The sequence below is a fragment of the Streptomyces sp. NBC_00464 genome, assembly GCF_036013915.1.
Lineage (GTDB): Bacteria > Actinomycetota > Actinomycetes > Streptomycetales > Streptomycetaceae > Streptomyces.
In genome coordinates this window covers 2,291,704-2,318,553 of record NZ_CP107899.1, presented here as the reverse complement: position 1 = coordinate 2,318,553, position 26,850 = coordinate 2,291,704, and the positions used below count along the sequence as shown (strand labels likewise).

Below are 26,850 nucleotides of genomic sequence, written 5' to 3'. Positions count from 1 at the left end.
CCACTCAAGGAGCACCACCATGAGCGCCACCACCCTCGACCCGAACACCGCACTGATCGTCGTCGACCTCCAGAAGGGCATCGTCGGGCTGCCGACCGCCCACCCCGCCGCCGAGGTCGTCGCCCGTGCCGCGACCCTTGCCGACGCCTTCCGGGCCAAGGACCTCCCGGTCGTCCTGGTGCGCGTCACCGGCGGGGCCCCCGGCCGCACCGAGGGCCCCGCCCGGTCCGGGCAGCCGGCCGCCGACTGGGCCGAGATCGTCCCCGAGATCGGCCCGCGGGAGAGCGACATCGTCGTCACCAAGCAGCAGTGGGGCGCCTTCTACGGCACCGACCTCGACCTCCAGCTGCGCCGCCGCGGCGTCACGCAGGTCGTGGTGGCCGGGATCGCGACCAGCATCGGCGTCGAGTCCACCGCCCGCGCGGCGCACGAGCACGGCTACCACGTCACCGTCGCCACGGACGCGGTGACCGACATGAGCGCCGAGGCCCACGACAACAGCGTCGAGCGGATCTTCCCGCGCCTCGGCGAGACGGACACCACCGACGCGATCGTCAAGCTGCTCGGCTGACGGTCCGCCTCACGTCGCGTCCCGCCGCCGGATCTTGTTCCCCAGCCACACCAGCGGGTCGTACTTGCGGTCCACGGCCCGCTCCTTCAACGGGATCAGCGCGTTGTCGGTGATCTTGATGTGCTCGGGGCACACCTCCGTACAGCACTTGGTGATGTTGCAGAGGCCGAGTCCGTGCTCCTCCTGGGCCGTCGCCTTCCGGTCGAGTCCGGACTCGGCGGCGGCGTCCAGGGGGTGCATGTCCAGCTCGGCGACCCGCATCAGGAAGCGCGGTCCGGCGAAGGCCGCCTTGTTCTCCTCGTGGTCGCGCACCACATGGCAGGTGTCCTGGCACAGGAAGCACTCGATGCACTTGCGGAACTCCTGCGAGCGGTCCACATCGACCTGCTGCATCCGGTACTCACCGGCCTTCACCCCCTTCGGAGGGACGAAGGCGGGGATCTCGCGCGCCTTGGTGTAGTTGAACGACACGTCCGTCACCAGGTCGCGCACCACGGGGAAGGCCCGCAGGGGGGTGACCGTGATCGTCTCCTCACGGCTGAACACCGACATCCGCGTCATGCAGAGCAGCCGCGGCCGTCCGTTGATCTCCGCACTGCACGAACCGCACTTGCCCGCCTTGCAGTTCCACCGCACCGCCAGATCGCCCGCCTGGGTGGCCTGGATGCGGTGGATGATGTCGAGGACGACCTCGCCGTCGTTGACCTCGACCTGGAAGTCCTCGAGACCGCCGCCTTCGGCGTCCCCGCGCCACACCCTGAACCGTGCGTCGTAGCTGCTCATTCGTGGAGCTCCTCATCGGCGAGGTACTTGACCAGCTCCTCCTTCTCGAAGAGGGAGAGCAGATCCGGACGGATGGGTTCGGTCACCTTGCGTACGAGGTCGATCCGGCCGCTCGCGGCGCCCGGCTGCTCGTCCACCGGCCGGCACAGGAGATTGACCGGGCGCCAGGAGCGCTCCATCCCCGGGCAGTCCTCGCGGGTGTGTCCGCCGCGGCTCTCCGTACGCTCCAGGGCCGCCCGCGCGATGCACTCGCTGACCAGCAGCATGTTCCGCAGGTCCAGGGAGAGATGCCAGCCGGGGTTGAACTGCCGGTGCCCCTCCACCCCGGCCCGCCGGGCCCGCTCGCGCAGCCCGGCCAGCTTCTCCAGGGCCCGTTCCATCTCGGGGGCCCGCCGGATGATGCCGACCAGGTCGTTCATGGTCTGCTGGAGTTCCTGGTGCAGGGTGTACGGATTCTCCACCGGTGCACCGTCGGCGAGGTCCTCCGCGCTGAACGGTCGCAGCGCCTCCGCGGCCGCGGCGTCGATCTGCGCCTGGTCCACCACCGGCCGGGCCTCGGCGGACGCGGCGTGCTCCGCCGCGTGCAGCCCCGCCCGCCGGCCGAAGACCAGCAGGTCGGAGAGGGAGTTCCCGCCGAGCCGGTTGGAGCCGTGCATGCCGCCCGCGACCTCGCCCGCCGCGAACAGGCCGGGTACGTCCAGGGCCGCCGCGGTGTCGGAGTCGACGGCTATGCCGCCCATCACGTAGTGGCAGGTCGGGCCCACCTCCATCGCCTCGGCGGTGATGTCGACGTCCGCCAGCTCCTTGAACTGGTGGTACATCGAAGGCAGCCGGCGCCGGATCCGCTCCGCGTCCATCCGGGTCGACACATCCAGGAACACCCCGCCGTGGGGCGAGCCGCGCCCGGCCTTCACCTCGGAGTTGATGGCACGGGCGACCTCGTCGCGCGGCAGCAGCTCGGGCGGGCGGCGGTTGTGGTCCGGGTCCTCGTACCAGCGGTCGCCCTCCTCCTCCGACTGCGCGTACTTCTCCTTGAACACATCGGGGATGTAGTCGAACATGAACCGCTTGCCCTCGGAGTTGCGCAGCACCCCGCCGTCGCCGCGTACCGACTCGGTGACGAGGATGCCCTTGACCGAGGGCGGCCAGACCATGCCGGTGGGGTGGAACTGCACGAACTCCATGTTCAACAGGGGTGCGCCCGCCAGCAGGGCCAGCGCATGGCCGTCGCCGGTGTACTCCCAGGAGTTCGACGTCACCTTGAAGGACTTGCCGATGCCACCGGTGGCGAGGACGACCGCGGGGGCCTCCAGGACGAAGAAGCGCCCGGTCTCGCGCTCGTAGCAGAAGGTCCCGGAGACACGGTCCCCGTCCTTCATGACGCGCGTCACCGTGCACTCCTGGAAGACCTTCAACCGGGCTTCGTGGTCACCGAACTCGCGTTCGTCCTCCTGCTGGAGCGAGACGATCTTCTGCTGGAGGGTGCGGATCAGTTCGAGGCCGGTACGGTCCCCGACGTGCGCCAGGCGCGGATACTCGTGGCCGCCGAAGTTGCGCTGGGAGATCTTCCCCTCGGGGGTGCGGTCGAAGAGGGCGCCCCAGGTCTCCAGCTCCCAGACCCGGTCGGGCGCCTCCTTGGCGTGCAGCTCCGCCATCCGCCACTGGTTGAGGAACTTCCCGCCGCGCATGGTGTCGCGGAAGTGCACCTGCCAGTTGTCCCCGGAGTTCACATTGCCCATGGAGGCGGCGATTCCGCCCTCCGCCATGACCGTGTGCGCCTTGCCGAAGAGCGATTTGCAGATGACGGCCGTACGGGCCCCGCGCTCCCGGGCCTCGATCGCGGCGCGCAGCCCGGCGCCTCCGGCACCGACCACGACGACGTCCCACTGCTGTCGTTCGAGCTCAGTCATTCAGAAAAACCTCGGATCGTCGAAGGCGCCGGAGGCGACGAGATACACATAGAAGTCGCACGCCGCCACGCTGATCAGCGAGGCCCAGGCGAGCAGCATGTGACGGGCGTTGAGCCGTCCCACCCAGCCCCACAGCCGGTAGCGCACGGGGTGCTTGGAGAAGTGCCGCAGCCGGCCGCCGATGATGTGCCGGCAGGAGTGGCAGGACAGGGTGTACGCCCAGATCAGGACGATGTTGACCAGGAAGATCAGCGAGCCGAGACCCATGTGGCCCCAGACGTAGTGCTCGTCGCGGAAGGCGAGCACGGTGTCGTACGTGAGGATCCCGGCGACCGGCACCGCGGCGTAGAAGGCGTACCGGTGGATGTTCTGCATGATCAGCGGGAAGCGGGTCTCGCCGCTGTACTTCCGGTGCGGCTCGGCGACCGCGCAGGCCGGGGGCGAGGCCCAGAAGCCCCGGTAGTAGGCCTTGCGGTAGTAGTAGCAGGTCAGCCGGAAGCCGAGCGGGAAGATCAGGATCAGCAGGGCGGGGGACAGGCCCCACCAGCTGCCGAAGAGGTCCCAGTTCGGGCCGCCGCGCATGGGGGCGCAGTTGTCCGCCAGACAGGGCGAGTAGAACGGCGAGACGTAGGGGGCGGCGTAGTAGTCCGCGTTCGAGAACGCCCGCCACGTCGAGTAGACGATGAAGGCGAGCAGCCCGCCCGCCGTCACCGCGGGCGACAGCCACCAGCGGTCGGTCCGCAGATGGCGGGCGGCGATGGCGGCCCGCGTGGGGTGGTGCACACCCTGCGGCCGGGCGGCTGCGCCGTCCGGGGGGCGGGGTTCCGTGCCCGGGGCGCTGCCCGGGTCCTTGCCTGAATCCGTTCCTGTTTCCGTACCGGTGGCCAAGGAACTCTCCTAGGAGGTGTCAGGCGTCCCCGCTAGGGGGCGTGCCTGCCGGGGACGCCCAGACCCTCGTCGTCCGAGTCCGTCCACAGGGTGGTGTCGTACGGCGCGTCGGTGATCGTGATGACGCCGTCGACGGGTGCGGCGTCGCAGGCGGGGGCGAGCGGATCCGGTGCGGTGTCCGCCGCGCGCAGTTGCGCGAGGGTCCGCTCCAGCCGTCCGACGGTGCGGACCAGGTCGTCGAGACAGTGCTGAACTGCCGTCAATTCATCGTGCAGTGACATGACTTGATCTCACTTCCGCAGTCGCGGGTGGCCATGCTCATGCGCATGCGAGTGTCGCGCGTCACATCCCCGTTGGGAAGAGGGCGGGCCGTCCCGTCTTGCCGGCTCCGGGTCCGCGCCCCCTCGCGGCGCCGCATTCCGGCCGGTGCCGGCACTCCGCCGCACGGGTGAGGTTCAGGGCGGTTGCGCCGTGTCTGCGCGGTCTCCCGCGCGTGGGCGCTTTCAGTGGACGGGCGGAACCAGTGTGATCAACTGCAAATGCCACTACATACGCACAATCCGGTCTATTCGGGTAAGAGTGGGCCGGGCCGTCCCCGGAGGTATCAGTCATGTCCCACGTCGGCGTCCCGCGCGGGACATCCCGAAAGCGCCGCTCGATCGCACTTCTCGCCACGGGGGTGCTCACCCTCCCCGTACTGGCCGGCTGCAGCTCGGGCAACGACGAGGCCGCAGCCGCCTCCGTCGTCCCGCAGGACATCGCGGCAGCGGCGCGCGCCCAGGTGGCGGAGGGCGGCACGGTCAACTGGGCGATCGACGCGATGCCCGCCACCCTCAACGCCTTCCAGGCCGACGCCGACAGCGCCACCACCCGGATCACCGGCGCGCTGCTGCCGACGCTCTTCCCGCTGGACGCCAAGGGCCGGCCGCAGCTGAACCCGGACTATCTGGAATCCGCGAAGGTCGTCGACACCGAGCCCAAGCAGGTCGTGCTCTACCGGCTGAACCAGCAGGCCGTCTGGAGCGACGGACGGGAGATCGGCGCACCGGACTTCGTCGCCCAGTGGCGCGCGCTGAGCGGCAAGGACTCCGCCTTCTGGACGGCCCGCAACGCCGGGTACGAACGCATCGAGAAGATCGAGCGCGGCGCCGACGACCTGGAGGTCAAGGTCACCTTCGCCAAGCCGTACGCGGACTGGCGCTCCCTCTTCTCCCCGCTGTACCCGAAGCAGGTGACGGGCTCCCCGGACGCCTTCAACGACGGTGCGCGGTCCACACTCAAGGCGACCGCGGGACCCTTCCGGCTGCGCGAGGTGGACAAGGAGACGGGATCCGTCACGCTGGCCCGCAACCCGCGCTGGTGGGGGAGCCCCGCCAAGCTCGACTCGCTGGTCTTCAAGGCGGTCGAGCCGCAGGACCGTACCGAGGCGCTGACCGAGGGGAAGATCGACGTCGCCGACATCGACGCGGCCGCCGCCCACCGGATCGCCCAGGCGGCCCAGGACACCGGCAGCAACGGCGCACCGCCCGCCCACGGCCCCGGCTCCGAGGTCACCCCGGCCCAGGCGCTGCGGTCCTGGGCGCTGGCACACGGCTCGGACGAGGAGGTGGCCGAGGAGGCCCAGGAGGCCCGGGAGGAGAAGGCCGGGGCCGCGAAGGCGTACGCCGCCGAGCAGAGCGATCTGCGCGGCTACGTGGTCCGCAAGTCCCTGGAGCCCGCCTACACCCAGCTCGCGCTGAACGGCGAGACCGGGCCGCTCGCCGACGACCGGGTACGCCGGGCCGTGGCCCGCGCGCTGGACCGCCAGGCACTTGCCGACGCGGTGCTGAGGCCGCTCGGCCTGCCCGCCGAGCCGCTCGGCAGCCACCTGGCACTCGCCGGGCAGCCCGCGTACAAGGACGGCAGCGACGCGCTCGGCAGCCAGGACACCAAGGAGGCCCAGGCCCTGCTGGCCGACGCGGGCTGGACGCGCGAGGGCGCCACGAAGAAGACGGACGGGACCAAGGCGGGCAGCGAGGGCGAGAAGCAGAAGGACGCGGTCAAGGCGGAGGAGAAGAAGGCACAGGAGAAGGCGGGGGAGAAGAAGGCGCAGGAGAAGGCACAGCAGAAGACGGCGCAGGAGGAGGAAGAAGAGGCCGACAGCGCGACGGACGACGGCAAGACCGACGACGCCGCCCGGCGCGAGCCCTCCAACGACGACGGCCTCTACATCGTCGGCGACGACAACAAGCCCGGCGAGGCCGAGGGCGCGGCCACCCACGTCATCGCACCCGCCCCGGCCGCCGCCGCACAGAGCGCCGCCCTGCTGCGCCAGGCGGGACACCTGGGCGAGACGGGCACCTCCGAGGACGCCCCCGTCCGGATCACCGCCCAGGACCGGCAGCCCGGCGGCGCGGCCGGCGCCTACGCCCCGGCCGGTACCGCGGCCCCCGCACAGGCCCCCGACTCGGCCCGCGGCCCCCTCGGCAAGGACGGCAAGCCGCTGACGCTGCGGTTCGTCCTGCCGTCCGGTCCCGGCTCCGAGTCCCTGCGTGGCGTCGGCGACAGGATCGCGGCGATGCTCGACACGATCGGGATCCGTACCGAGATCACCAAGGTCTCCGACGACAGCTACTTCCAGGACCACGTCGCGTCCGGTGACTACGACCTGGCGCTGTACTCCTGGCCGGCCACCGCCTACCCGGCCACGGACGACCGCCCGATCTTCGCCAAGCCGGTGCCCGCCACCGACGGATCGCTGCTCGTCGAGCAGAACTACACCCGCGTCGGCACGGACCACATCGACCAGCTCTTCGACGAGGCGGTCTCGGAGCTCGACGAGGGCACGGCCAGGGACCTGATGAAGCAGGCGGACGCCCGCATCTGGGCCGCCGCAGGATCGATTCCTCTCTACCAGCGCCCGCAGCTGGTGGCGACGGACAAGAAGCTCCTGAACGTCGGCGCCTTCGGCTTCGGGGTGCCGCACTACCAGGACATCGGCTTCAAGGCACCGCAGTCCGCAGGCGCCCCGGCCAACCGGAAAAAGTAGCAGGTCAGGGCGGAAGCGAAAGCTCAGAACTGGCTCAATTCCCTTGCCCGCCGGCCTGCCGGCGGGCAAGGCTGATTCCACCTGCTGACCCGGGTAGCACTCCGCCTTCCTGACTCCGGGGCCCCAACCCCGAAGATCCGGCCGCGGAGGCACGCTCCGAGCCCCACCTCGGAGCTGTGGCTTCGGAGTCCCACCTCTGAAGTTGCTCAAGTCCCGCGTCCGCGCACCCCCGCCCGGGGGATCGTGGTCATGACCACCGGTGAATTCCGCCGGAAGAACTGATCACGGGGGCGGGAACATGAAGCGGACGCGGGCTTTCACCTGTGCGGCGGCTGTGCTCGTAGCGGGACTCCTCGCGGGCGCGAGCGGCTGCAGCTTGACGCCGGAGGACACTGGCGCGAAGCCGAAGCCGACCGGTTCGCCGACAGCCGCGCAGACCGGCGCGGAGCAGGTGTCCGCTCCCGAGGAGCGGGCCTGCAAGGGCGGCACGTACACCTGGTTCAACCTGCAGAGTCAATACGTGCTGAACGGGGTCACCGACGCGCAGCTCATCACGGCCAAGCCCACCAAGATGACCGAGCCGATGCGGCGGCTGCGCACGGACCAGGCGTCGCTGGAGTCCGAGGGCCCGCGGCTGGACGCGAAGGCCGTGTTCTACGCACTGAGCGTACGTATCGGCCTCGCGGACAAGGGGGAGGACCCGGAAGACCTGGAGGGCTGGTCGGGACTGGGCGAACCGGGGGCGTACGCACCTTTCTACGATGACGGCGACTGGACCGGCGGGGTGGGCTCCCGCCTGGTGGCCTTCAGCGCCGTCGAGATGGTCGATGTGGATTTCCGCTACACCTGCAAAGGCGGCAGGCACCGTGAGCCGACCGTTGGCCACGTATCGACATGGGGCAGGGACCTGTCGGGAGCCCTCGACTGTGAGGATCCCCTGCCCGAGGGCGCCTCGGGCGCCGCGCGCGAGGCCGCCGTACGCGAGGCCGTGCGCCTGTCCTGTGGCCGGTAAAACTTGCCCGGGAAGCCGCAGGCGCGCCCGCCCCGTACCATGGTGACTAGCCGTGGCGCGTCCGCCCGGCGGGCGTACGAGGACTCAAGACCGACTAAGACGCCTGAATCCCCGATCCGAGAGAAGCGCAAGCCACCCATGCCCACGCGCCACGACATCCGTAACGTAGCCATCGTCGCCCACGTCGACCACGGCAAGACCACGCTGGTCGACGCCATGCTCAAGCAGGCCGGCGCGTTCGCCGCGCACGCCGCCGAGCACCTCGACGATCGCATGATGGACTCGAACGACCTGGAGCGTGAGAAGGGCATCACGATCCTGGCCAAGAACACGGCCGTGAAGTACCACCCGAAGGATGGCGGCGACGTCATCACGATCAACATCATCGACACCCCCGGCCACGCCGACTTCGGCGGTGAGGTCGAGCGAGGCCTGTCGATGGTGGACGCGGTCGTGCTGCTGGTCGACGCCTCCGAGGGCCCGCTGCCGCAGACCCGCTTCGTGCTGCGCAAGGCACTGACGGCCAAGCTGCCGGTCATCCTCTGCATCAACAAGACGGACCGGCCGGACTCCCGGATCGCCGAGGTCATCGACGAGACGTACGACCTCTTCCTGGACCTGGACGCCGACGAGGACCAGATCGAGTTCCCGATCGTCTACGCCTGTGCCCGTGACGGCGTCGCCTCGCTGACCAAGCCGGAGGACGGCACCGTCCCGCCGGACAGCGACAGCCTGGAGCCGTTCTTCAGCACCATCCTCTCCGCGGTCCCGGCCCCGGAGTACGACGAGGACGCCCCGCTCCAGGCGCACGTCACCAACCTGGACGCCGACAACTTCCTCGGCCGTATCGCGCTCTGCCGCGTCGAGCAGGGTGAGCTGCGCAAGGGCCAGACCGTCGCGTGGATCAAGCGCGACGGCACGATGTCCAACGTCCGCATCACCGAGCTCCTGATGACCGAGGCGCTCACCCGTAAGCCTGCCGAGAAGGCCGGTCCGGGAGACATCTGCGCGATCGCCGGTATCCCGGACATCATGATCGGCGAGACCCTGGCCGACCCCGAGAACCCGATCGCGCTGCCGCTGATCACGGTCGACGAGCCGGCCATCTCGATGACCATCGGTGCGAACACCTCGCCGCTGGTCGGCAAGGGCGGCAAGGGCCACAAGGTCACCGCCCGCCAGATCAAGGACCGTCTGGACCGCGAGCTCGTCGGTAACGTCTCGCTCCGCGTCCTGGAGACCGAGCGCCCCGACGCCTGGGAGGTCCAGGGCCGCGGTGAGCTCGCGCTGGCGATCCTCATCGAGACCATGCGCCGGGAGGGCTTCGAGCTCACCGTCGGCAAGCCGCAGGTGGTCACCAAGCAGGTCGACGGCAAGACCCACGAGCCGATCGAGCGCATGACGATCGACTCGCCGGAGGAGCACCTCGGCGCCATCACGCAGCTCATGGCGACCCGCAAGGGCCGCATGGAGACCATGACGAACCACGGTTCGGGCTGGGTCCGCATGGAGTGGATCGTCCCGTCCCGTGGCCTCATCGGCTTCCGTACGGAGTTCCTGACCCAGACCCGCGGTACGGGCATCGCGCACTCCCTGTTCGAGGGCCACGAGCCGTGGTTCGGCGAGCTGCGCACCCGTCACAACGGTTCGCTGGTGGCGGACCGCGCGGGCGTCGTGACGCCGTTCGCGATGGTCAACCTCCAGGAGCGGGGTGTCATCTTCACGGAGGCCACCACCGAGGTCTACGAGGGCATGATCATCGGCGAGAACTCGCGCGCCGACGACATGGACGTGAACATCACCAAGGAGAAGAAGCTCACCAACATGCGTGCGGCTTCCGCGGACACCACGGAGAACGTGGTGCCCGCCCGCAAGCTGTCGCTGGAGCAGTCGCTGGAGTTCTGCCGCGACGACGAGTGCATCGAGGTCACCCCGGAGACGGTCCGTATCCGCAAGGTCGTCCTGGACCAGAAGCTGCGTGGCCGCTCCGCCTCGCGCGCCAAGAACAACTGACGTCCCGCACCACGGACGTTGCGCACCGCTGACGTCCTGTACCGCTGACGCCAAGCACAGGCACAGGCACAACCGGCCCGGCGGCGGGTAGGCCGTTTTCGGCCGATGATCCGTCAGCTTTGGGCATTGCAGAAGGCCAGGGCCCTCACAGACACTGTGGGGGCCCTGGCCTTTGGCAACCGATTTTCCGACCGCTCCGTCCAGGATATGAGACAAAGCTGTCCGGTTATCGGGCGTCGCTCTCCGAAACGTGTGTTAACAGTCCGTTTCGGGGGTGTCTGTCTGGGATCGGTTTGTCCGGATATTGATCCGCACGAGTGACGGATGTTGTCAAACCGAGACCCTTTAAGTGTGGTTTACAGCCCAGTCGTACTTAATAGTTGGCTCCATTGAGCTCGGGTCAATGGGTCACGCACTGTGGGGAGTGCCGACTCACGAGCACACTAAGGGCACTGAAACGATCACCGTCAGGGGTGTCGGTGTATCGACCCAGTGCCCTTCTTGTAGTCAAAAGTGGACTCATGAGGAGGAAACCCATGCGTGGTGCCAAGAGCGCCAAGTGGGTCGCGGGAGCGGCCATCATCGCCCTGGCTGCGACTGCCTGTGGCGGCGGCGACGACGACGCCGACAAGGGCAAGGGCAGTGCCAAGGGTGCTGTCAATGCTGACGGCATCTTCTCCGTCGAGGTCGGTGAGCCGCAGAACCCGCTGCAGCCGGCCAACACGATGGAGTCGAACGGCAGCATCGTCACCGACGCGATCTTCTCGCAGCTGGTCGACTATGACCCGTCCGGCAAGCTTGAGATGATCAACGCAGAGTCTGTCGACACCAAGGACAGCAAGCTCTGGACGGTCAAGCTCAAGAAGGACTGGAAGTTCCACGACGGCACGCCCGTCACGGCCGAGTCCTACATCAAGGCCTGGAACTGGGCCGCCAACATCAAGAACAACCAGACCAACGCGTCCTGGTTCGGCGACATCAAGGGCTTCACCGACGTCCACCCCGAGGACGCCAAGGCCAAGCCCAAGGCCGACGCCATGTCCGGTCTGAAGAAGGTGGACGACTACACGTTCACCATCGAGCTCAACGCCCCGCTCCCGTACTTCTCGTACAAGCTCGGCTACACGGTCTTCTCCCCGCTGCCCGAGTCCTTCTACGCGGACCCGAAGGCCGCCGGCGAGAAGCCGGTCGGCAACGGCGCGTACAAGTTCGTCAGCTGGGACCACAAGAAGCAGATCAAGGTCGTCCGCAACGACGACTACAAGGGTCTCGACAAGGCGAAGAACGGCGGTGTGATCTTCAAGAACTACACCACCCTCGAAACCGCCTACGAGGACCTGAAGTCCGGCAACGTCGACGTGCTGCGCCAGATCGGCCCGAAGGACCTTCCGGTCTACCGGTCCGACCTCGGTGACCGCGCGGTGGACAAGCCGTACTCCGCGATCCAGACGATCGCCGTCGCGTTCTACACGGACCAGTTCAAGGGCATCGACCCGAAGGTCCTCCAGGGCCTGTCGATGGGCATCGACCGCGCCACGATCACCAAGACGGTGCTCCAGGGCACGCGTGAGCCCGCCACCGGCTGGGTCGCGCAGGGTGTCCTCGGCTTCCAGAAGGACGCCGCGGGCGACGTCACCAAGTACGACCCGGCGAAGGCCAAGGCTCTCATCAAGGAGGGTGGCGGCGTCCCGGGCAACAAGATCTCGATCCAGTTCAACGCCGACGGCGGCCACAAGGAATGGGTCGAGGCGGTCTGCAACAGCATCACGCAGTCGACCGGTGTCAAGTGCGCCACCGACTCGAAGGCCGACTTCCAGGCCGACACGAACGCTCGTGACGCCAAGGAGGTCAAGTCCCTGTACCGCTCCGGTTGGGTGCTCGACTACCCGGTGAACGCGAACTTCATCTCGGACCTGTTCCGGACCGGCGCCGCCGGTAACCAGGGTGACTTCACGAACAAGGGCCTGGACGCGGAGATCAAGAAGGCCGACTCCGCTGCCTCCCTCGACGAGTCCGTCGCCGCGTACCAGAAGATCGAGAAGGAGCTGGTGAACTACATGCCCTCCATCCCGCTCTGGTACTACAAGGTCAACGCCGGTTACTCGGAGAAGGTCCAGAACGTGGACTACGCGCAGGACGGCGACCCGATCCTGACCCAGATCGAAGTCAAGAAGTAACCACACCTACGTAGTCCGCGCGCAGGCGCGGGACCGGCACTGAAGGACGGTCCGCGCCTGCCCGCACGCAGTGGCCGGGGGGCCCTTCCACGCGACCGACGACCCCACAGGGGAACTCGGCGCGGGGGAGGGCCCGTCGGCTGCCGCCTGCCTATTACATGGAGGCATGATGGGGCGCTATGTCGCACGACGACTGCTCCAGATGATCCCGGTCTTCCTCGGGACAACTCTGCTGATCTTCCTGATGGTCTACACGCTGCCCGGCGACCCCGTGCGCGGGCTGTTCGGGGACAAGGGTGTCGATCCGGCCACGCTGGCGAGACTTCGCCACGAAAAGGGCCTTGATCTGCCGATCCTGCAGCAGTACTGGAATTACATGACAGGCATCGTCCTGCATTTCGATTTCGGTGATCAGATAGCCAGCGGACGTCCCGTCACGGACGTCCTCGGCGACGCGTTCCCCGTCACCCTCCGGCTCGCCGGCATGGCGTTCGTCATCGAGATCGTCGTCGGCATCGGCCTCGGCACCATCGCCGGTCTCCGCGCCGGCCGGCTCACCGACAACGTGGTCCTGGTCTTCACCCTGCTGATCATCTCGATCCCGGTGTTCGTCCTCGGCTTCATCATCAAGGCCGTGTTCGCCTTCCAGCTCGGCTGGATCGATCCGAACGTGTCCAACGACGCCAAGTGGGGCGAGTTGCTGGCGCCGGCCATCGTGCTGGGTTCGCTCTCACTCGCCTATGTCGCGCGCCTCACGCGTACGACGATGGCCGAGAACCTTCGCTCGGACTACATGCGTACCGCCATCGCCAAGGGACTTCCCAAGCGGCGCATCGTCGGCGTGCACCTGATGCGCAACTCGCTGATCCCCGTCATCACCTTCCTCGGCACCGACCTCGGTGCCCTGATGGGCGGCGCGGTCGTCACCGAGGGCCTGTTCAACGTCAAGGGCATCGGCGGCACGATCTACGAGTCGATTCAGAAGCGCGAAGGCACGACGCTCGTCGGCCTCGTCACCATCCTGGTGCTCGTCTATCTCCTCATGAGCCTCATCGTCGACCTGCTGTACGCGGTCCTGGACCCGAGGATCCGTTATGCCTGATCTGACCAAGACCGCACCCGCGCCCGAGGACGCCAAGGCGCCCCTCGCGGACCCGTCGGCGACGGTGAAGGCGGAGAAGGCCCGCAGCCTGTGGGGCGACGCCTGGCGGGACCTGCGTTCCAACTGGTACTTCATCATCTCGTCGGTCCTGATCGTCATCCTGCTCGTGATGGCGGTCTTCCCCGGCCTGTTCACCAACGCCTCGCCGACCTCGGCCGACCTGGTGCACCACTACCTGGGCAAGCCGGAGCTGAGCAAGATCGGCTCCGAGGGCTGGCTCGGCTACGACGGCCAGGGCCACAGCGTCTACGCGCGTGTCATCTACGGCACCCGCGCCTCGATCACCGTCGGTGTGTGCGTCACGCTCCTGGTGACGCTGTTCGGCGGACTGATCGGCATGCTCGCCGGCTACTTCGGCGGCTGGGTCGACGCCCTGCTCTCCGGCTTCTTCACCAACGTCTTCCTCGGCATCCCCTTCCTGCTGGGCGCCATGGTCGTCCTTCAGGCGTTCACCGAGCGGAAGGTCTGGGTGGTCGTCTTCGCCCTGGCGTTCCTCGGCTGGACCCAGATCGCGCGTGTCATGCGTGGTGCGGTGATCGTCATCAAGCAGTCGGACTACGTGCAGGCCGCCAGGGCGCTCGGCGCGGGAACCGGCCGGATCCTCTTCCGGCACATCCTGCCCAACGCCATGGCCCCGGTGATCGTGGTCGCCACCATCTCGCTCGGTGTCTACATCTCGGCCGAAGCGACGCTGTCCTACCTCGGTCTGGGTCTCGCCGACCCGACGATCTCGTGGGGTATGGACATCTCCGGTGGCTCCGCCCAGATCCGCGTCGCACAGCACATCCTGCTGTACCCGTCGATCATGCTCAGCATCACCGTTCTGGCGTTCATCATGCTCGGCGAAGCCGTCCGTAACGCCCTCGATCCGAAGTCGCGATAAGGAGGGCGAACGTGGCCATCATCAACAAGACCGCAGAAGTCCCGTCCGCACGCTCGGGTGACGACTATGTCGGCCCCCTGCTCGATGTCCGTGATCTGCACGTGGAGTTCCACACCCGCGACGGTGTGGCCAAGGCGGTCAACGGTGTCAACTACAGCGTGAACGCCGGGGAGACGCTCGCCGTTCTCGGTGAGTCCGGCTCCGGCAAGTCCGTGACGGCGCAGGCCATCATGGGCATCCTCGACATGCCGCCGGGCAAGATCCCGCAGGGCGAGATCCTGTTCCGCGGCCAGGACATGCTCAAGATGTCCTACGAGGAGCGCCGGAAGATCCGCGGCCAGAAGATCGCGATGATCTTCCAGGACGCGCTCTCCTCGCTGAACCCGGTCCTCACCGTCGGCTACCAGCTCGGCGAGATGTTCCGGGTCCACCAGGGCCTGTCCAAGAAGGAAGCCAGGGCCAAGGCCATCGAGCTGATGGACCAGGTCAAGATCCCGGCCGCCGCGGCCCGGGTCTCGGACTACCCGCACCAGTTCTCCGGCGGTATGCGCCAGCGCATCATGATCGCCATGGCACTGGCGCTGGAGCCGGACCTGATCATCGCGGACGAGCCGACCACCGCGCTCGACGTGACCGTCCAGGCCCAGGTGATGGACCTGCTCGCGGAGCTCCAGCGCGAGTACAACATGGGCCTGATCCTGATCACGCACGACCTCGGTGTCGTCGCGGACGTCGCCGACAAGATCGCCGTGATGTACGCGGGCCGGATCGTCGAGACCGCTCCGGTGCACGAGATCTACAAGCGCCCGGCGCACCCGTACACCAAGGGTCTGCTGGAGTCGATCCCGCGCCTGGACCAGAAGGGCCAGGAGCTCTTCGCGATCAAGGGCCTGCCGCCCAACCTGCTCCACGTGCCGTCGGGTTGTGCCTTCAACCCGCGCTGCACCATGGCGCAGGACATCTGCCGTACGGACATCCCGGCTCTGACCCCGGTGACCGAGCAGGACGGCGCCGAGCTGGTCGGACGCGGCAGCGCCTGCCACTTCTGGAAGGAGACGATCCATGGCTGACATCAAGAAGGAGCCCGTGGACGCCACCCCGAACGTCTCCGATGTGGAGACGGTCGACCCGGCCACCGAGGCGGAGGCCGTAGCCGCCATCGATGCGCCGGTGTCGCAGGGGGAGCCGATCCTCCAGGTCCGCAACCTGGTCAAGCACTTCCCGCTGACCCAGGGCATCCTGTTCAAGAAGCAGGTCGGCGCGGTCAAGGCCGTGGACGGGATCTCGTTCGATCTCTACGCGGGCGAGACGCTCGGCATCGTGGGCGAGTCCGGCTGTGGCAAGTCCACCGTCGCCAAGCTCCTGATGACGCTGGAGCAGGCCACCGCGGGCGAGGTCTTCTACAAGGGCCAGGACATCACCAAGCTGTCCGGCCGCGCGCTGAAGGCCGTACGCCGCAACATCCAGATGGTGTTCCAGGACCCGTACACCTCGCTGAACCCGCGTATGACGGTCGGCGACATCATCGGCGAGCCCTACGACATCCACCCCGAGGTGGCCCCGAAGGGCGACCGGCGCCGCAAGGTGCAGGAGCTCCTCGACGTCGTGGGTCTCAACCCGGAGTACATCAACCGGTACCCGCACCAGTTCTCCGGCGGTCAGCGCCAGCGCATCGGCATCGCCCGCGGCCTCGCGCTCAACCCGGAGATCATCATCTGCGACGAGCCGGTCTCCGCGCTCGACGTGTCGGTGCAGGCACAGGTCATCAACCTGATGGGGAAGCTCCAGGACGAGTTCAACCTCTCCTACCTCTTCATCGCGCACGACCTCTCGATCGTCCGGCACATCTCGGACCGGGTCGGCGTCATGTACCTCGGCAAGATGGCCGAGATCGGTACGGACACGGAGATCTACGACCACCCGACGCACCCCTACACCCAGGCGCTGCTGTCGGCGGTCCCCGTTCCGGACCCGGAGGCCCGTGAGGGCCGCGAGCGGATCATCCTCTCCGGCGACGTCCCGTCCCCGGCCAACCCGCCGTCGGGCTGCCGCTTCCGCACCCGCTGCTGGAAGGCCGAGGCCAAGTGCGCCGAGGAGATGCCGCTGCTGGCGATCCCCGAGCGCTTCAAGACCTCGAAGACGCCGGCCGCCCACGAGTCGGCGTGCCACTTCGCGGAGGAGAAGGACGTGGTGGGCGCCGCCTGACGCGCCTGCGGTTTCGCCGCTGCGACTCGGACCCCTCGGGAGCCCTTACGGGCAACCCGGGGGGTTCGTTCGTTGTGCCGGAGGCGAACGGTGTCCGTCAGACGGCTGGGTGCAAGTCCGATTGCGTGCCGGTTCGGCAGTCGCGGCAGTGGCCGGGGTCTGCCCACGCCGGGGTCTGCCCACGCCGGGGTCTGCCCACGCCGGGGTCTGCCCACGCCGGGGTCGGGCCGCAGGGGGAGGCTGGACCGAAAGTCGTCCGTAACATCAGCCGCCGCCCGCGCGTGTATGGGGAAGAGGCAGTTCTCGGGCACGTGAGGAGACGGACGGGGGCCATGACGGCAGATTTCGAGGATTCCGAGGCGTTCGACGCGTTCTATGCGGCGACCGCCAAACGCCTGGTCGCCACGGTGTACGCGGTGACGGGCGACCTGGGTGAGGCAGAGGACGCCGTTCAGGAAGCGTATGTGCGGGCGTGGCAGCAGTGGGACAAGGTGTCCCGGGCCGGTGACCCGCTGCCGTGGGTACGGACGGTGGCGGTGCGGCTGGCGATCAGTACGTGGCGCAGGACGCGCGGCCGGCTACGGGCGTACTTCCGGCATGGGGTGCCCGCCGATGTGCCGGGTCTGTCCGAGGACCGGGTGGCCCTGGTCGGTGCACTGGGGGAGTTGAGCACGGATCAGCGCCGGGCGGTGGTCCTGCACCACATGCTCGGCCTGCCCGTGGAGGAAGTGGCCCGGGAGACGGGAGCGTCGAGCGGTGCGGTGCGGACCCGGCTCCACCGGGCCCGCAGGATCCTCGGCGAGCGGCTCGCCGACACGTCGGTCGTTACGGAGGGGAAGGGGAGGGTGCACCATGGCTGAGGTCGAGGACCTGCTTGAGGGCGTTGCCGTCCGGCTGGCGCCCGCGGAGGAGATCCGGGCGAAGGGACAGCAGCGGCGGACCCGCAGCCGCGCGGTGCGGATGGGCGCGGTGGGTGCGGCGGTTCTGGTGGCGGCGGGTGCGTGGGCGTTGATTCCGTCGGACGCCCCGGCAACCCGGCAGACGGTCGCCACCGCGACGGACAATCCCTTCCGGACGGACGGTGAGATTCAGATGCTCCGGGTGGACGAACTGCCCGGGTACGCGCGGTGGCACTGGACGGAGAGCGCGAGCCTGCCGGCGGGCGCCGGACGGCGGAGCGGCCCCCTGCCCCAAGTGGGCCTCGACGAGGCATGTCCTGGTTCGTTCGCCGTGACGGACTCGCCCGGGCAGAAGGCGTACAGCCTGGTGTATACGGGTCGCGACCACGCCCTTGCCCAGTACCGGGTCGTCGAGTACGACGACACCGCGACCGCCCGCTCCCAGGTGGCGGACCTGCGGGAGGAGATCACGAAGTGCGGTCTGCGGACCGTGACGCCGACGGTGCGGGAGAAGGAGGAGGGCAGCACGGCCTGGTCCGGAACGGTGCGGGACGGCCGGACGATGCGGGTCACCGTCCGACGCTGGAACTCCTGGGTGTCGGTGGCCGAGGTAATGGACGGGGTGCCCGCCGGCTGACCGGATGACGGCTTTCAAAGCAGGAGAGCCCCGCCCCGGATCCGGAGCAGCCGTCCCGGGGCGCGGGTGATTACTGGGGCGCCCTTTTCGCAAACGGTCGGCGGCAGTCGACGAGCGGCCTCATCGCCGCCGTCCGCCACCCCACAACGGAAGGCGCCCCGGAACCGGTCGGTTCCGGGGCGCCCTTCCCGTGTACCCGGAACCGGGCGCGCAGGTGGCTCGGGTCAATGGGCCGACGTGCTCGGTTCCTGGGCCGGGGAGTCGGACGGGCGGCGGACCGGTCGGGTCCCCCGCACTCGCCCCACCCCCCGGGGCCGAGGAGAGGGGTGTCAGCCTCGCGCCTCGCGGTCTTGAGGGGCTTCGTTGACGGGCTACTTGTCGAGCGTCGCCGCCGGGGCCTGCTTCCGTGCCTGCGGGACGGTGGCGAGGGACTGCGAGTCCTCCGGGTAGTGGCAAGCCGTCAGGTGGCCGTCGCGGCTGCCGCCCACCTGGACCAGTGGCGGCGTCTCGCTCGCGCACTTGTCCGTCGCCTTCCAGCAGCGGGTGCGGAAGCGGCAGCCCGAGGGCGGGTTGACGGGGGAGGGGACGTCGCCGGTCAGACGGATGCGCTCACGGGCCGGCACGTCATCCGCGGTGGCCTCGGGCACGGCGGAGAGCAGCGCCTTGGTGTACGGGTGACGCGGATTGCCGTACAGGTCCTCGCGGTCGGCGATCTCCACGATCCGGCCGAGGTACATGACGGCCACGCGCTGGGAGAAGTGCCGCACGATGGCCAGGTCGTGGGCGATGAACAGGAACGCGATGCCCAGCTCCTTCTGGAGCTTCTGCAGCAGGTTCACCACCTGGGCCTGGATCGACACGTCCAGCGCGGAGACGGGCTCGTCGGCCACGATGAGCTTCGGCTCCAGGGCGAGCGCGCGGGCTACCCCGATGCGCTGGCGCTGACCGCCGGAGAACTCGTGCGGGAAGCGGTTGTAGTGCTCCGGATTGAGCCCGACGGTCTCCAGCAGCTCCCGCACCCTCGATTCCCGGCCGCCCGCCGGGTTGATGCCGTTGATCTCCATGGGCGCGGCAACGATCTTGCCGACCGTCTGCCGCGGGTTCAGCGACGCGTACGGGTCCTGGAAGATCATCTGGATCTCGGAGCGGATCGGCGCCAGCTCCTTGCGCGAGGCATGGCTGATGTCCTGCCCGCGGTAGGAGATCCGGCCGGCGGTCGGCTCCAGGAGTCGGGTGATCAGCCGGCCGGTCGTCGACTTGCCGCAGCCGGACTCACCGACGAGGCCGAGGCTCTCGCCTTCGGCGACCGTGAAGTCGAGCCCGTCCACGGCCTGGACCGCGCCGACCGTCCGCCGGATCGGGAAGCCACCCTTGATCGGGAAGTGCTTGGTGAGTCCGGAGACGTCCAGGAGGGGATCGGTGCTGCTCATGGTTGGGAAGTCCCGTCTCTTGTGCGTCAGTTGGGCCGGATGCCGGCGAAGTCGGAGAAGAACTCGGTGCGCTGCTCCGGTGTCAGGTGGCAGGCGGCCCCGCGTCCGGACACCAGGTCCAGCGGAGGCTGCTCGGTCGAGCAGCGGTTGCCGCCGACCTGCTCGGTGAACGAGCACCGCGGGTGGAAGCGGCAGCCGGTCGGCGGGTTGAGAAGGCTCGGCGGTGTCCCAGGGATCGGCGACAGGGGCACGTCCACCGGACCTTCGAGCGTGGGCATGGAACCCAGCAGACCCCAGGTGTACGGGTGCTGGGGCGCCCGCAGCACCTCCTTCTTCGTACCGCGCTCCACACAGCGCCCGCCGTACATCACCAGCACATCGTCCGCGATGTCGGCGATGACGCCGAGGTCGTGGGTGATGAAGATGATCGAGGTGCCGGTCTCCTGCTGGAGTTCCTTGAGCAGGTCCATGATCTGGGCCTGCACGGTGACGTCCAGCGCCGTCGTCGGCTCGTCGGCGACCAGCAGTGCGGGATCGCAGACCAGCGCCATGGCGATCATCGCGCGCTGGCGCATACCGCCGGAGAACTGGTGCGGATAGTCGTCCACCCGCAGATCGGGCTGCGGGATGCCCACCTTGGTGAGCATCTCCACGGCCCGTGCCCGGGACTCCCGCTTGGAGGCCCCGGTGTGCTTGCGGTACGTCTCACCGATCTGCTTGCCGACGGTGTGGTACGGCGAGAGAGAGGCCAGCGCGTCCTGGAAGACCATGGCCATCTTGTTGCCGCGAAGCTGTTCCAGTTCCCGTTCCGACGCGGCCAGGAGGTCCTGCCCGTCGAGCAGGATCTCGCCCTCGATCTCGGTGTGTTCGGGGTGATGCAGGCCGAGGATGGCCAGGTTGGTCACGGACTTGCCGGAGCCGGACTCGCCGACGATGCCGAGGGTCTTTCCGCGCTCGACGTCGAAGGACAGTCCGTCGACGGCCTTGACCATGCCGTCTTCGGTGGAGAAGTGCACGCGCAGATCGCGTACGGAGAGGAAGGGGGTGCTCACTGGATCTCTCCCTAGGCGAGGCGGACGCGTGGGTCGATGAGGGCGTAGACCGCGTCGACGATGATGTTGAAGACGACGATCGCTGCCGCCGCGACCAGGACGACACCGAGGATCAGCGGAAGGTCGTTGTCGTTGACGGCCTTGATCGAGAGGGCGCCGATGCCGTGCAGGCCGAAGACCTTCTCCGTGATGATCGCGCCACCGAGCAGCACGCCGATGTCGAGACCGAAGATGGTGACGATGGGGCCCATCGCACCGCGCCACGCGAACCGGAAGAACACCGTGCGCCGGGACAGGCCCTTGGCGCGGGCGGTGCGCACATAGTCCTCGCTCAGTGTCTCGACGAGCTGGGAGCGGGCCATACGCGTGTAGTTGGCGGTGAAGATCAGCGCCAGTACCAGCCAGGGCAGCAGCAGCCCGTTGAACCAGGCGACCGGATCCTCGGTGAAGGGGACGTCCTTGGGGCGGCTCAGGATGTGCCACTGGTCCGTCAGGTAGTACATGGCGACGACGCCGACGATGTAGATCTGCATCGAGGAACCGATCAGCGATGCCGAGGACGCGAGCTTGTCCAGCAGCTTGCCCTGCTTCACCGCCGCCAGCATGCCGGTGCCCACACCGAAGATCACGAAGACGATCGCGCTGCCGACGGAGAGGGAGAGCGTCGTCGGGAAGCGGTCCAGGATGGTGCCGAGGACCGGCTCACGGTTGTGGAACGAATAGCCAAGACATGGCGCGGGGCAGTGTCCGAACGAGGTGTAGTCGCGTCCGACGAACACGCCCTGGAGCCAGTGCCAGTACTGCACGGGGAGCGGGTCGGCGATGCCGAGGTTGCGCTTGACCAGCGCCAGCGTTTCCGGCGTGCACACCTTGCCGCAGGCCACACGAGCGGGGTCGCGAGGCGCGACATAGAAGAGGACGAAGGTGATGGCACTGATGATCAGCAGGATGACCAGTGCGCCGATTGCCCGGCGGATGAGGAAGCGGAACATGGCGATGGATTTCCCTGGCAGGCGCCGACGAGGGGGAGGGGAGCGGGCGGGGCGCCGCAAGGGCGCCCCGCCTCTGGAGTGTCGGCTCAGGCCTTCACGAACAGCTTGTAGATCACGGCCGAGGAGTACTGCGGGTCGAACATCGCCCCGCCGACCTTCGAGCCGTGCAGGTAGAAGCGGCGCTGGAACGTCTCGGGGATGATCGGCGCCTCCTCCGTCATGATCCGCTTGTCGAGCGCGGCCCACTGCTTGCCGGCCTCGGCCGGGTCGGCGATGACGACGTTCTTCTTGATCGCGGCGTTGACCCAGTCGACGTTCAGCTGCGAGATGTTGTTGGCGCCGTTGGCGATGGTGCCGCCGTCGAACAGCGGCTGCACCAGGGTGTAGCCGGTCGGCCAGTCCGGGGACCAGCCGAACCACATCACGTCGAACTTGTTGTCGATCTGCTGGATCTGGTCGTAGTAGCTGGAGGAGTCCAGCTGCTTGATGACCGGGTCGAAGCCGGCCGCCTTGAGGGCGTTCTCGATGACGACCTTGGTCTTGTCGTAGACGTTGCTCTGCGGGAAGGCGTAGACGATCTTCTGGCCCTCCTTGCCCGCTTCCTTCAGCAGCTGCTTCGCCTTCTCCGGGTCACCCTGCGGCTTCTTCAGCTTGCCGTAGACGTCGTCCTTGGCGTAGCCCATGATGTCGGGGCTCAGGATGGACGTGGCGTAGTCACCGGCCGACGGGCCACCGTAGATCTTGCGGATCTGCTCCAGCGGCCACGCGTGGATGAGCGCCTGGCGCACCTTCAGGTCGGTGATGCGCTTGGTGTTGATGGCGTAGTAGTAGATGCCGGTGAGCAGGCCGTTGAAGGTGCGCTTCTTCAGCTCGGGGTCGGTGAGGACCTTCTGGATTCGCTCGGCAGGGACGCCGCTGTACGCCATGAAGGCGTACTGGTCGTCGCCGGAGTCGGCGATCATGCGGTCGGCGGCCTGGAGCGACTCCGGCCCGAACTCGAAGGCGAAGCTGTCCGGGTAGGCGTTACGGATCGAGTCCGTGTTCGGGTCCCAGTGCTCGTTGCGCACCAGCGTCATCGACTTGTCGATGGAGTGCGCCTTGATGCGGTACGGGCCGGCCGAGACCGGGTCCTTGTCGTACTTGTCCTTGCTGTCGCCCTTGACCGGGACGGCACCGTAGGACGTCATCGCCAGGGTGAAGTTGAAGTCCGGGCGGGACTCGACGAGCTTGAAGGTGATGGTCTTCGCGGCGGCGTCCGTCACGACGGACTCAAGGTGCTTGCCGCTGAACGGTCCCTTGTACTTGGACCGGAAATCAGCCGAGCCGGTCAGTGCCTGCTGGGCGTAGCCGGCACCCTCGGTGGTGAAGCTGGCGAAGCCCCGCTCGATGCCGTGGCGCACGTCCTCGACGGTGAGTTCCTTGCCGTCCTCCCACTTGAGGCCGTCCTTGAGCGTGAACGCCCAGGTCTTGCCCGCGTCGCTCATGGTGCCCGCGTCGGTGGCGAGGTCGCCGACGAGCTTCATCGAGCCGTCCGCGGCGATCTTGTAGCCGGTCAGGCCGCGGATGAGGAGATTCCCGATCTGCGAGTTCCACGAGTAGTAGATGCGCTGCGGGTCGAGGTGGGAGAAGTCGTCCGGCGATATGCCGCGGATCGTCCCGCCCTTCTTCGCGCCCGCGATCTCGGGAGCCGGGCCCGTCGAGTCCTCCTTGGTGCCGACGACCACCGCGCCGGTGTACTTGTCGGCGCCGCCGTGGCCCTTGCTCGCGCCCTTGCCGGTGTTCGAGCTGCCGCTGCTGCAGGCCGAGAGCACCATCGAGCCGCCGGCCGCGACCGACGTGGCGATGACGAAGTTTCTGCGGGAGAGAGACATGGCTTCCTGCTCTGATCGAGTGGAGAAACGGTGGATCCGGGTGGGCCCCGTCGCCCGTCCGGGGTACAGCGGTTTCAGCTGGTTCAGCGCTTGGTCTTCGGGTCGAGTGCGTCACGCACCGAGTCGCCGAGGAGGTTGAAGGCGATCACGAAGATCACCATCGTCACGCCGGGGAAGAGCATGAACGTGATGTCGCTCTGGTAGACGTCCGAACCGCGCTGGATCATCACGCCCCAGTCCGGGGTCGGCGAGGTCAGACCGACGCCCAGGAAGGCGAGGCCTGCCTCTGCCGTGACGTACGCGGGCAGAGCGAGCGTGGCCTGGATGAGGATCGGCGTCCAGAGGTTGGGCAGCAGTTCCTTGAAGATGATCCGCGCCGGGGACGCGCCGGTGACCCTGGCGGCCTCGATGAACTCGCGCTCGCGCAGGGCCAGTACCTCGCCGCGCAGCAGGCGGGCGATGGACGCCCAGCCAAAAGCGGTCATGACCGAGATGAGGGTGACGACGGTCAGCCAGACCGGCGTGTTCTCCTCCGGGTCGACCAGGATCGAGATCAGCACGGGCCAGAAGGCGATGAAGAAGAGCGTGGAGGGGAAGGCCAGCAGGATGTCGATGACCCGGCCCACCAGGTAGTCCGTCTTTCCCCCGAGGTAGCCCGCCGTGACACCGACGGCGATGCCGATCACGGTGATCAGCAGCGTGGTGGCCGCAGCGATGAGCAGGGAGTTGCGCATGCCGTAGAGGAGGAAGGTGAAGACGTCCCGGCCGAGACCGGGCTCGATGCCGAACCAGAAGTCGCCGCTGATTCCGCCATTGGGAAGAACCGGTGAGCCGAAGTCGTCCAGCAGACTGGTGTCGTTCTGGCCGTACGTCGTGTACGGATCCTTCCCGTACAGCTTCGCGATCAGTGGGGCGGCGATCGCCACCACGAAGAAGAAAATGACTACATAGGCCGAAATGACGCCTGTGCGGTCACGCTTGAAGCGACGCCAGGCCAGCTTTCCCGGTGACCGGCCGTCACCTCCCTTGGGTGCCGCAGGATCCGGCACCGCCGGTGTCAGCGGATCCGCAGTCTCAAGGGTGGCTGCTGCGTTCGAGGTTGGAATCGTCATGGTGCTCCTGGCCCGGAGGGTCGAAGGACTCCGCAGGGCACACCTACGGGCTACCCGGACTTTTTCAACGCAATTCATGCAGGGTCAATGAATGTCGGACCGCCTTGAGGCGCTCTTTGGAAGCTTGACCAACCCATCACCTTGACGTGGTCATGTCTTTGCCTTTGTTTTACCGTTAGTAAATCAAATTCCACCGCAAATCATCCGTATTCCGGCATTGAGTCCGATATCCGGGCGTGAGTGTCTCGGAATTCGTACATCCGGATGCGTCGGTGCGGTTCGATGCACGTTCGTTGTTCTGCCGTTATCGCTTCGCCGCTAGTCAGGACCGGTCGGACGGCGGCCGTGCTTGTCGTGCCCTCGTCAAATTCTGGCGGCGTGGCGCCCTGGAGGTCGACCCCCCGGGGCTCTCGTCGTGCCCGAATGGCGGGAGTAAATGTGCATAAGCTCCGGTATGCAGTGATATTTGACTTCACGTAAGACGGAGCACTACGAGGAGGCACTCCATGCGCGGAGCCACACAGGTCAAGTGGGCCGCATGCGCGGTGGCCGTCGCCCTGGCGGCGACGGCCTGCGGCGGAGGGGACAGTGGCGGTGGTGGCGGTGGCGCCGATGGGATCGTGAGCTCCTCCTGGGGTGACCCGCAGAACCCGCTGGAGCCCGCCAACACCAACGAGGTGCAGGGCGGCAAGGTCCTCGACATGATCTTCCGCGGACTCAAGAAGTACGACCCGAAGACCGGCGAGGCGACGAACATGCTCGCCGAGAAGATCGAGACCAAGGACAACCAGAACTTCACGATCACGGTGAAGGACGGCTGGACCTTCAGCAACGGCGAGAAGATCACCGCCAAGTCGTTCGTGGACGCCTGGAACTACGGCGCCCTGTTGAAGAACAACCAGAAGAACGCCTATTTCTTCGGATACATCGACGGTTACGACAAGGTCCACCCCGAGACCGGCACGGCGAGCGCCACCACGCTCTCCGGCCTCAAGCAGGTCAACGACATGACCTTCTCGGTCAAGCTGACGCAGAAGTTCTCGCTGTGGCCCGACACCCTCGGCTACCCCGCCTTCGCGCCGCTTCCCAAGGCCTTCTTCACCGACCACGCCGCCTGGGTGTCCAAGCCGATCGGCAACGGCCCGTACACCATCGACAAGTACACCAAGGGCTCGTCGATGGACCTGCGCAAGTGGGACGACTACCCCGGTGACGACAAGGCGCAGAACGGCGGTATCGACCTCAAGGTCTACACCGACAACAACACCGCCTACACCGACCTGACGGCCGGCAACCTCGACCTCGTCGACGACGTGCCCGCGTCCCAGCTCAAGAACGTCAAGTCGGACCTCGGCGACCGCTACATCAACACGCCGGCCGGCATCATCCAGACCCTCGCGTTCCCCTTCTACGACCCGCAGTGGAACACCGCCGGCGCGATCAAGGTCCGGCAGGGCCTGTCCATGGCGATCAACCGCGAGCAGATCACCAACCAGATCTTCCAGAAGACCCGCACCCCCGCCTCCGACTGGACCTCCCCGGTCCTCGGTGAGGACGGCGGCTTCAAGAAGGGACTCTGCGGCAAGGAGTGCACGTACAACGCCGCCGAGGCCAAGAAGATGATCCAGGACGGCGGCGGCATCCCCGGCGGTCAGCTCAAGATCTCGTACAACGCGGACACCGGCTCCCACAAGGAGTGGGTCGACGCCGTCTGCAACAGCATCAACAAGGTCATGGGCAACAACAAGGCGTGCGTGGGCGCCCCGGTCGGCACCTTCGCCGACTTCCGCAGCCAGGTCTCCCAGCAGAAGCTGCACGGCGCCTGGCGTGCCGGCTGGCAGATGGACTACCCGCTGATCCAGAACTTCCTGCAGCCCGTCTACTACTCCAACGCCTCGTCCAACGACGGCAAGTGGAACAACAAGCAGTTCGACTCCCTCGTCAACAAGGCGAACGCCGAGTCGGACAAGGCCAAGGCCGTCTCCACCTTCCAGGACGCGGAGAAGGTCATGGTCCAGCAGATGCCCGTCATCCCGCTCTGGTACCAGAACGGCAGCGCCGGCTACTCGGAGAACGTCACCAACGTCTCGCTGAACCAGTTCAGCGTCCCGGTGTACGAGCAGATCAAGGTCAAGTAGGCGGCCGAGGCCGGGTGACCGGTGCGCTCCCCGCACCGGTCACCCGGCTTCCCCGTCCCCGGCCCCCGACGACACCTCAGCCACCCC

At 67.6% G+C, this 26,850-nt stretch carries 21 protein-coding genes; 12 read left to right on the top strand and 9 right to left on the bottom strand.

Features of this window, described 5'->3' with window-relative positions; translation table 11 throughout:
- The first annotated feature begins 19 nt into the window (after nt 1-19).
- Nucleotides 20-571: an isochorismatase family protein gene (locus OG912_RS09985; protein ID WP_327709039.1), complete on the top strand. Its 552-nt coding sequence runs from the start codon at nt 20-22 to the stop codon at nt 569-571.
- 9 nt (nt 572-580) lie between these two features.
- Here OG912_RS09985 and OG912_RS09980 read toward each other — a convergent pair whose 3' ends face one another.
- Genes OG912_RS09980 through OG912_RS09965 form a run of 4 tightly spaced genes read right to left on the bottom strand, consistent with a single transcriptional unit; the run spans nt 581 to nt 4,433 of the window.
- Nucleotides 581-1,354 carry a succinate dehydrogenase/fumarate reductase iron-sulfur subunit gene (locus OG912_RS09980; protein ID WP_326738506.1) on the bottom strand — a complete coding sequence of 258 codons (774 nt, stop codon included), beginning with the start codon at nt 1,352-1,354 and terminating at the stop codon, nt 581-583.
- On the bottom strand, nt 1,351-3,264 hold the full coding sequence (locus OG912_RS09975) for a fumarate reductase/succinate dehydrogenase flavoprotein subunit (RefSeq protein WP_327709038.1): 1,914 nt from the start codon (nt 3,262-3,264) through the stop codon (nt 1,351-1,353). The genes OG912_RS09980 and OG912_RS09975 overlap by 4 nt, the downstream gene beginning before the upstream one ends.
- Nucleotides 3,265-4,152, bottom strand: a complete 888-nt coding sequence (locus tag OG912_RS09970; protein WP_443060964.1) for a hypothetical protein — start codon at nt 4,150-4,152, stop codon at nt 3,265-3,267.
- 32 nt (nt 4,153-4,184) lie between these two features.
- Nucleotides 4,185-4,433: a hypothetical protein gene (locus OG912_RS09965; protein WP_327709037.1), complete on the bottom strand. Its 249-nt coding sequence runs from the start codon at nt 4,431-4,433 to the stop codon at nt 4,185-4,187.
- 329 nt (nt 4,434-4,762) lie between these two features.
- Here OG912_RS09965 and OG912_RS09960 point away from each other — a divergent pair, with 329 nt between their 5' ends.
- The 10 genes from OG912_RS09960 (at nt 4,763) to OG912_RS09915 (ending at nt 18,168) form a co-directional block, all read left to right on the top strand.
- Nucleotides 4,763-7,180 (top strand): ABC transporter family substrate-binding protein, encoded by a 2,418-nt coding sequence (locus OG912_RS09960; RefSeq protein WP_327709036.1) that lies wholly within the window; start codon nt 4,763-4,765, stop codon nt 7,178-7,180.
- A 298-nt stretch (nt 7,181-7,478) separates the two neighbouring features.
- Nucleotides 7,479-8,192: a hypothetical protein gene (locus OG912_RS09955; RefSeq protein ID WP_327709035.1), complete on the top strand. Its 714-nt coding sequence runs from the start codon at nt 7,479-7,481 to the stop codon at nt 8,190-8,192.
- A 138-nt stretch (nt 8,193-8,330) separates the two neighbouring features.
- Entirely contained in the window at nt 8,331-10,205 is a 1,875-nt protein-coding gene (gene typA / locus OG912_RS09950) for a translational GTPase TypA (RefSeq protein ID WP_326738511.1), read from the top strand.
- Between the two features lie 536 nt (nt 10,206-10,741).
- The gene (locus tag OG912_RS09945) at nt 10,742-12,382 is read left to right on the top strand and encodes a peptide ABC transporter substrate-binding protein (RefSeq protein ID WP_327709034.1); all 1,641 of its coding nucleotides are present in this window, start codon (nt 10,742-10,744) and stop codon (nt 12,380-12,382) included.
- A gap of 169 nt (nt 12,383-12,551) precedes the next feature.
- Entirely contained in the window at nt 12,552-13,484 is a 933-nt protein-coding gene (locus OG912_RS09940) for an ABC transporter permease (RefSeq protein WP_326740756.1), read from the top strand.
- The gene (locus OG912_RS09935) at nt 13,477-14,427 is read left to right on the top strand and encodes an ABC transporter permease (protein ID WP_326738513.1); all 951 of its coding nucleotides are present in this window, start codon (nt 13,477-13,479) and stop codon (nt 14,425-14,427) included. Before OG912_RS09940 ends, OG912_RS09935 begins: the two co-directional genes overlap by 8 nt.
- A gap of 11 nt (nt 14,428-14,438) precedes the next feature.
- Nucleotides 14,439-15,497 carry an ABC transporter ATP-binding protein gene (locus OG912_RS09930; RefSeq protein ID WP_327709033.1) on the top strand — a complete coding sequence of 353 codons (1,059 nt, stop codon included), beginning with the start codon at nt 14,439-14,441 and terminating at the stop codon, nt 15,495-15,497.
- Nucleotides 15,490-16,632, top strand: a complete 1,143-nt coding sequence (locus tag OG912_RS09925) for an ABC transporter ATP-binding protein (RefSeq protein WP_327709032.1) — start codon at nt 15,490-15,492, stop codon at nt 16,630-16,632. Before OG912_RS09930 ends, OG912_RS09925 begins: the two co-directional genes overlap by 8 nt.
- Nucleotides 16,633-16,964: 332 nt before the next feature.
- Nucleotides 16,965-17,492: a SigE family RNA polymerase sigma factor gene (locus OG912_RS09920; protein WP_327709031.1), complete on the top strand. Its 528-nt coding sequence runs from the start codon at nt 16,965-16,967 to the stop codon at nt 17,490-17,492.
- On the top strand, nt 17,485-18,168 hold the full coding sequence (locus OG912_RS09915; protein WP_327709030.1) for a hypothetical protein: 684 nt from the start codon (nt 17,485-17,487) through the stop codon (nt 18,166-18,168). Before OG912_RS09920 ends, OG912_RS09915 begins: the two co-directional genes overlap by 8 nt.
- Nucleotides 18,169-18,539: 371 nt before the next feature.
- Here the strand turns inward: OG912_RS09915 and OG912_RS09910 are convergent, their stop codons facing one another.
- The 5 genes from OG912_RS09910 to OG912_RS09890 form a co-directional block, all read right to left on the bottom strand.
- Complete coding sequence (locus OG912_RS09910) at nt 18,540-19,598, bottom strand: ABC transporter ATP-binding protein (RefSeq protein ID WP_327709029.1); 1,059 nt, start codon at nt 19,596-19,598, stop codon at nt 18,540-18,542.
- Between the two features lie 26 nt (nt 19,599-19,624).
- Nucleotides 19,625-20,590: an ABC transporter ATP-binding protein gene (locus OG912_RS09905; protein ID WP_327713384.1), complete on the bottom strand. Its 966-nt coding sequence runs from the start codon at nt 20,588-20,590 to the stop codon at nt 19,625-19,627.
- 71 nt (nt 20,591-20,661) lie between these two features.
- Nucleotides 20,662-21,642, bottom strand: a complete 981-nt coding sequence (locus OG912_RS09900; RefSeq protein WP_327709028.1) for an ABC transporter permease — start codon at nt 21,640-21,642, stop codon at nt 20,662-20,664.
- An 86-nt stretch (nt 21,643-21,728) separates the two neighbouring features.
- Nucleotides 21,729-23,513 (bottom strand): ABC transporter substrate-binding protein, encoded by a 1,785-nt coding sequence (locus OG912_RS09895; protein ID WP_327709027.1) that lies wholly within the window; start codon nt 23,511-23,513, stop codon nt 21,729-21,731.
- 83 nt (nt 23,514-23,596) lie between these two features.
- Complete coding sequence (locus tag OG912_RS09890) at nt 23,597-24,625, bottom strand: ABC transporter permease (protein ID WP_327709026.1); 1,029 nt, start codon at nt 24,623-24,625, stop codon at nt 23,597-23,599.
- Between the two features lie 506 nt (nt 24,626-25,131).
- Between OG912_RS09890 and OG912_RS09885 the strand changes: the two genes are divergently transcribed.
- A complete protein-coding gene (locus OG912_RS09885) occupies nt 25,132-26,763 on the top strand; it encodes a peptide ABC transporter substrate-binding protein (RefSeq protein WP_327709025.1) in 1,632 nt (543 codons plus the stop codon).
- The last annotated feature ends 87 nt before the right edge of the window (nt 26,764-26,850 follow it).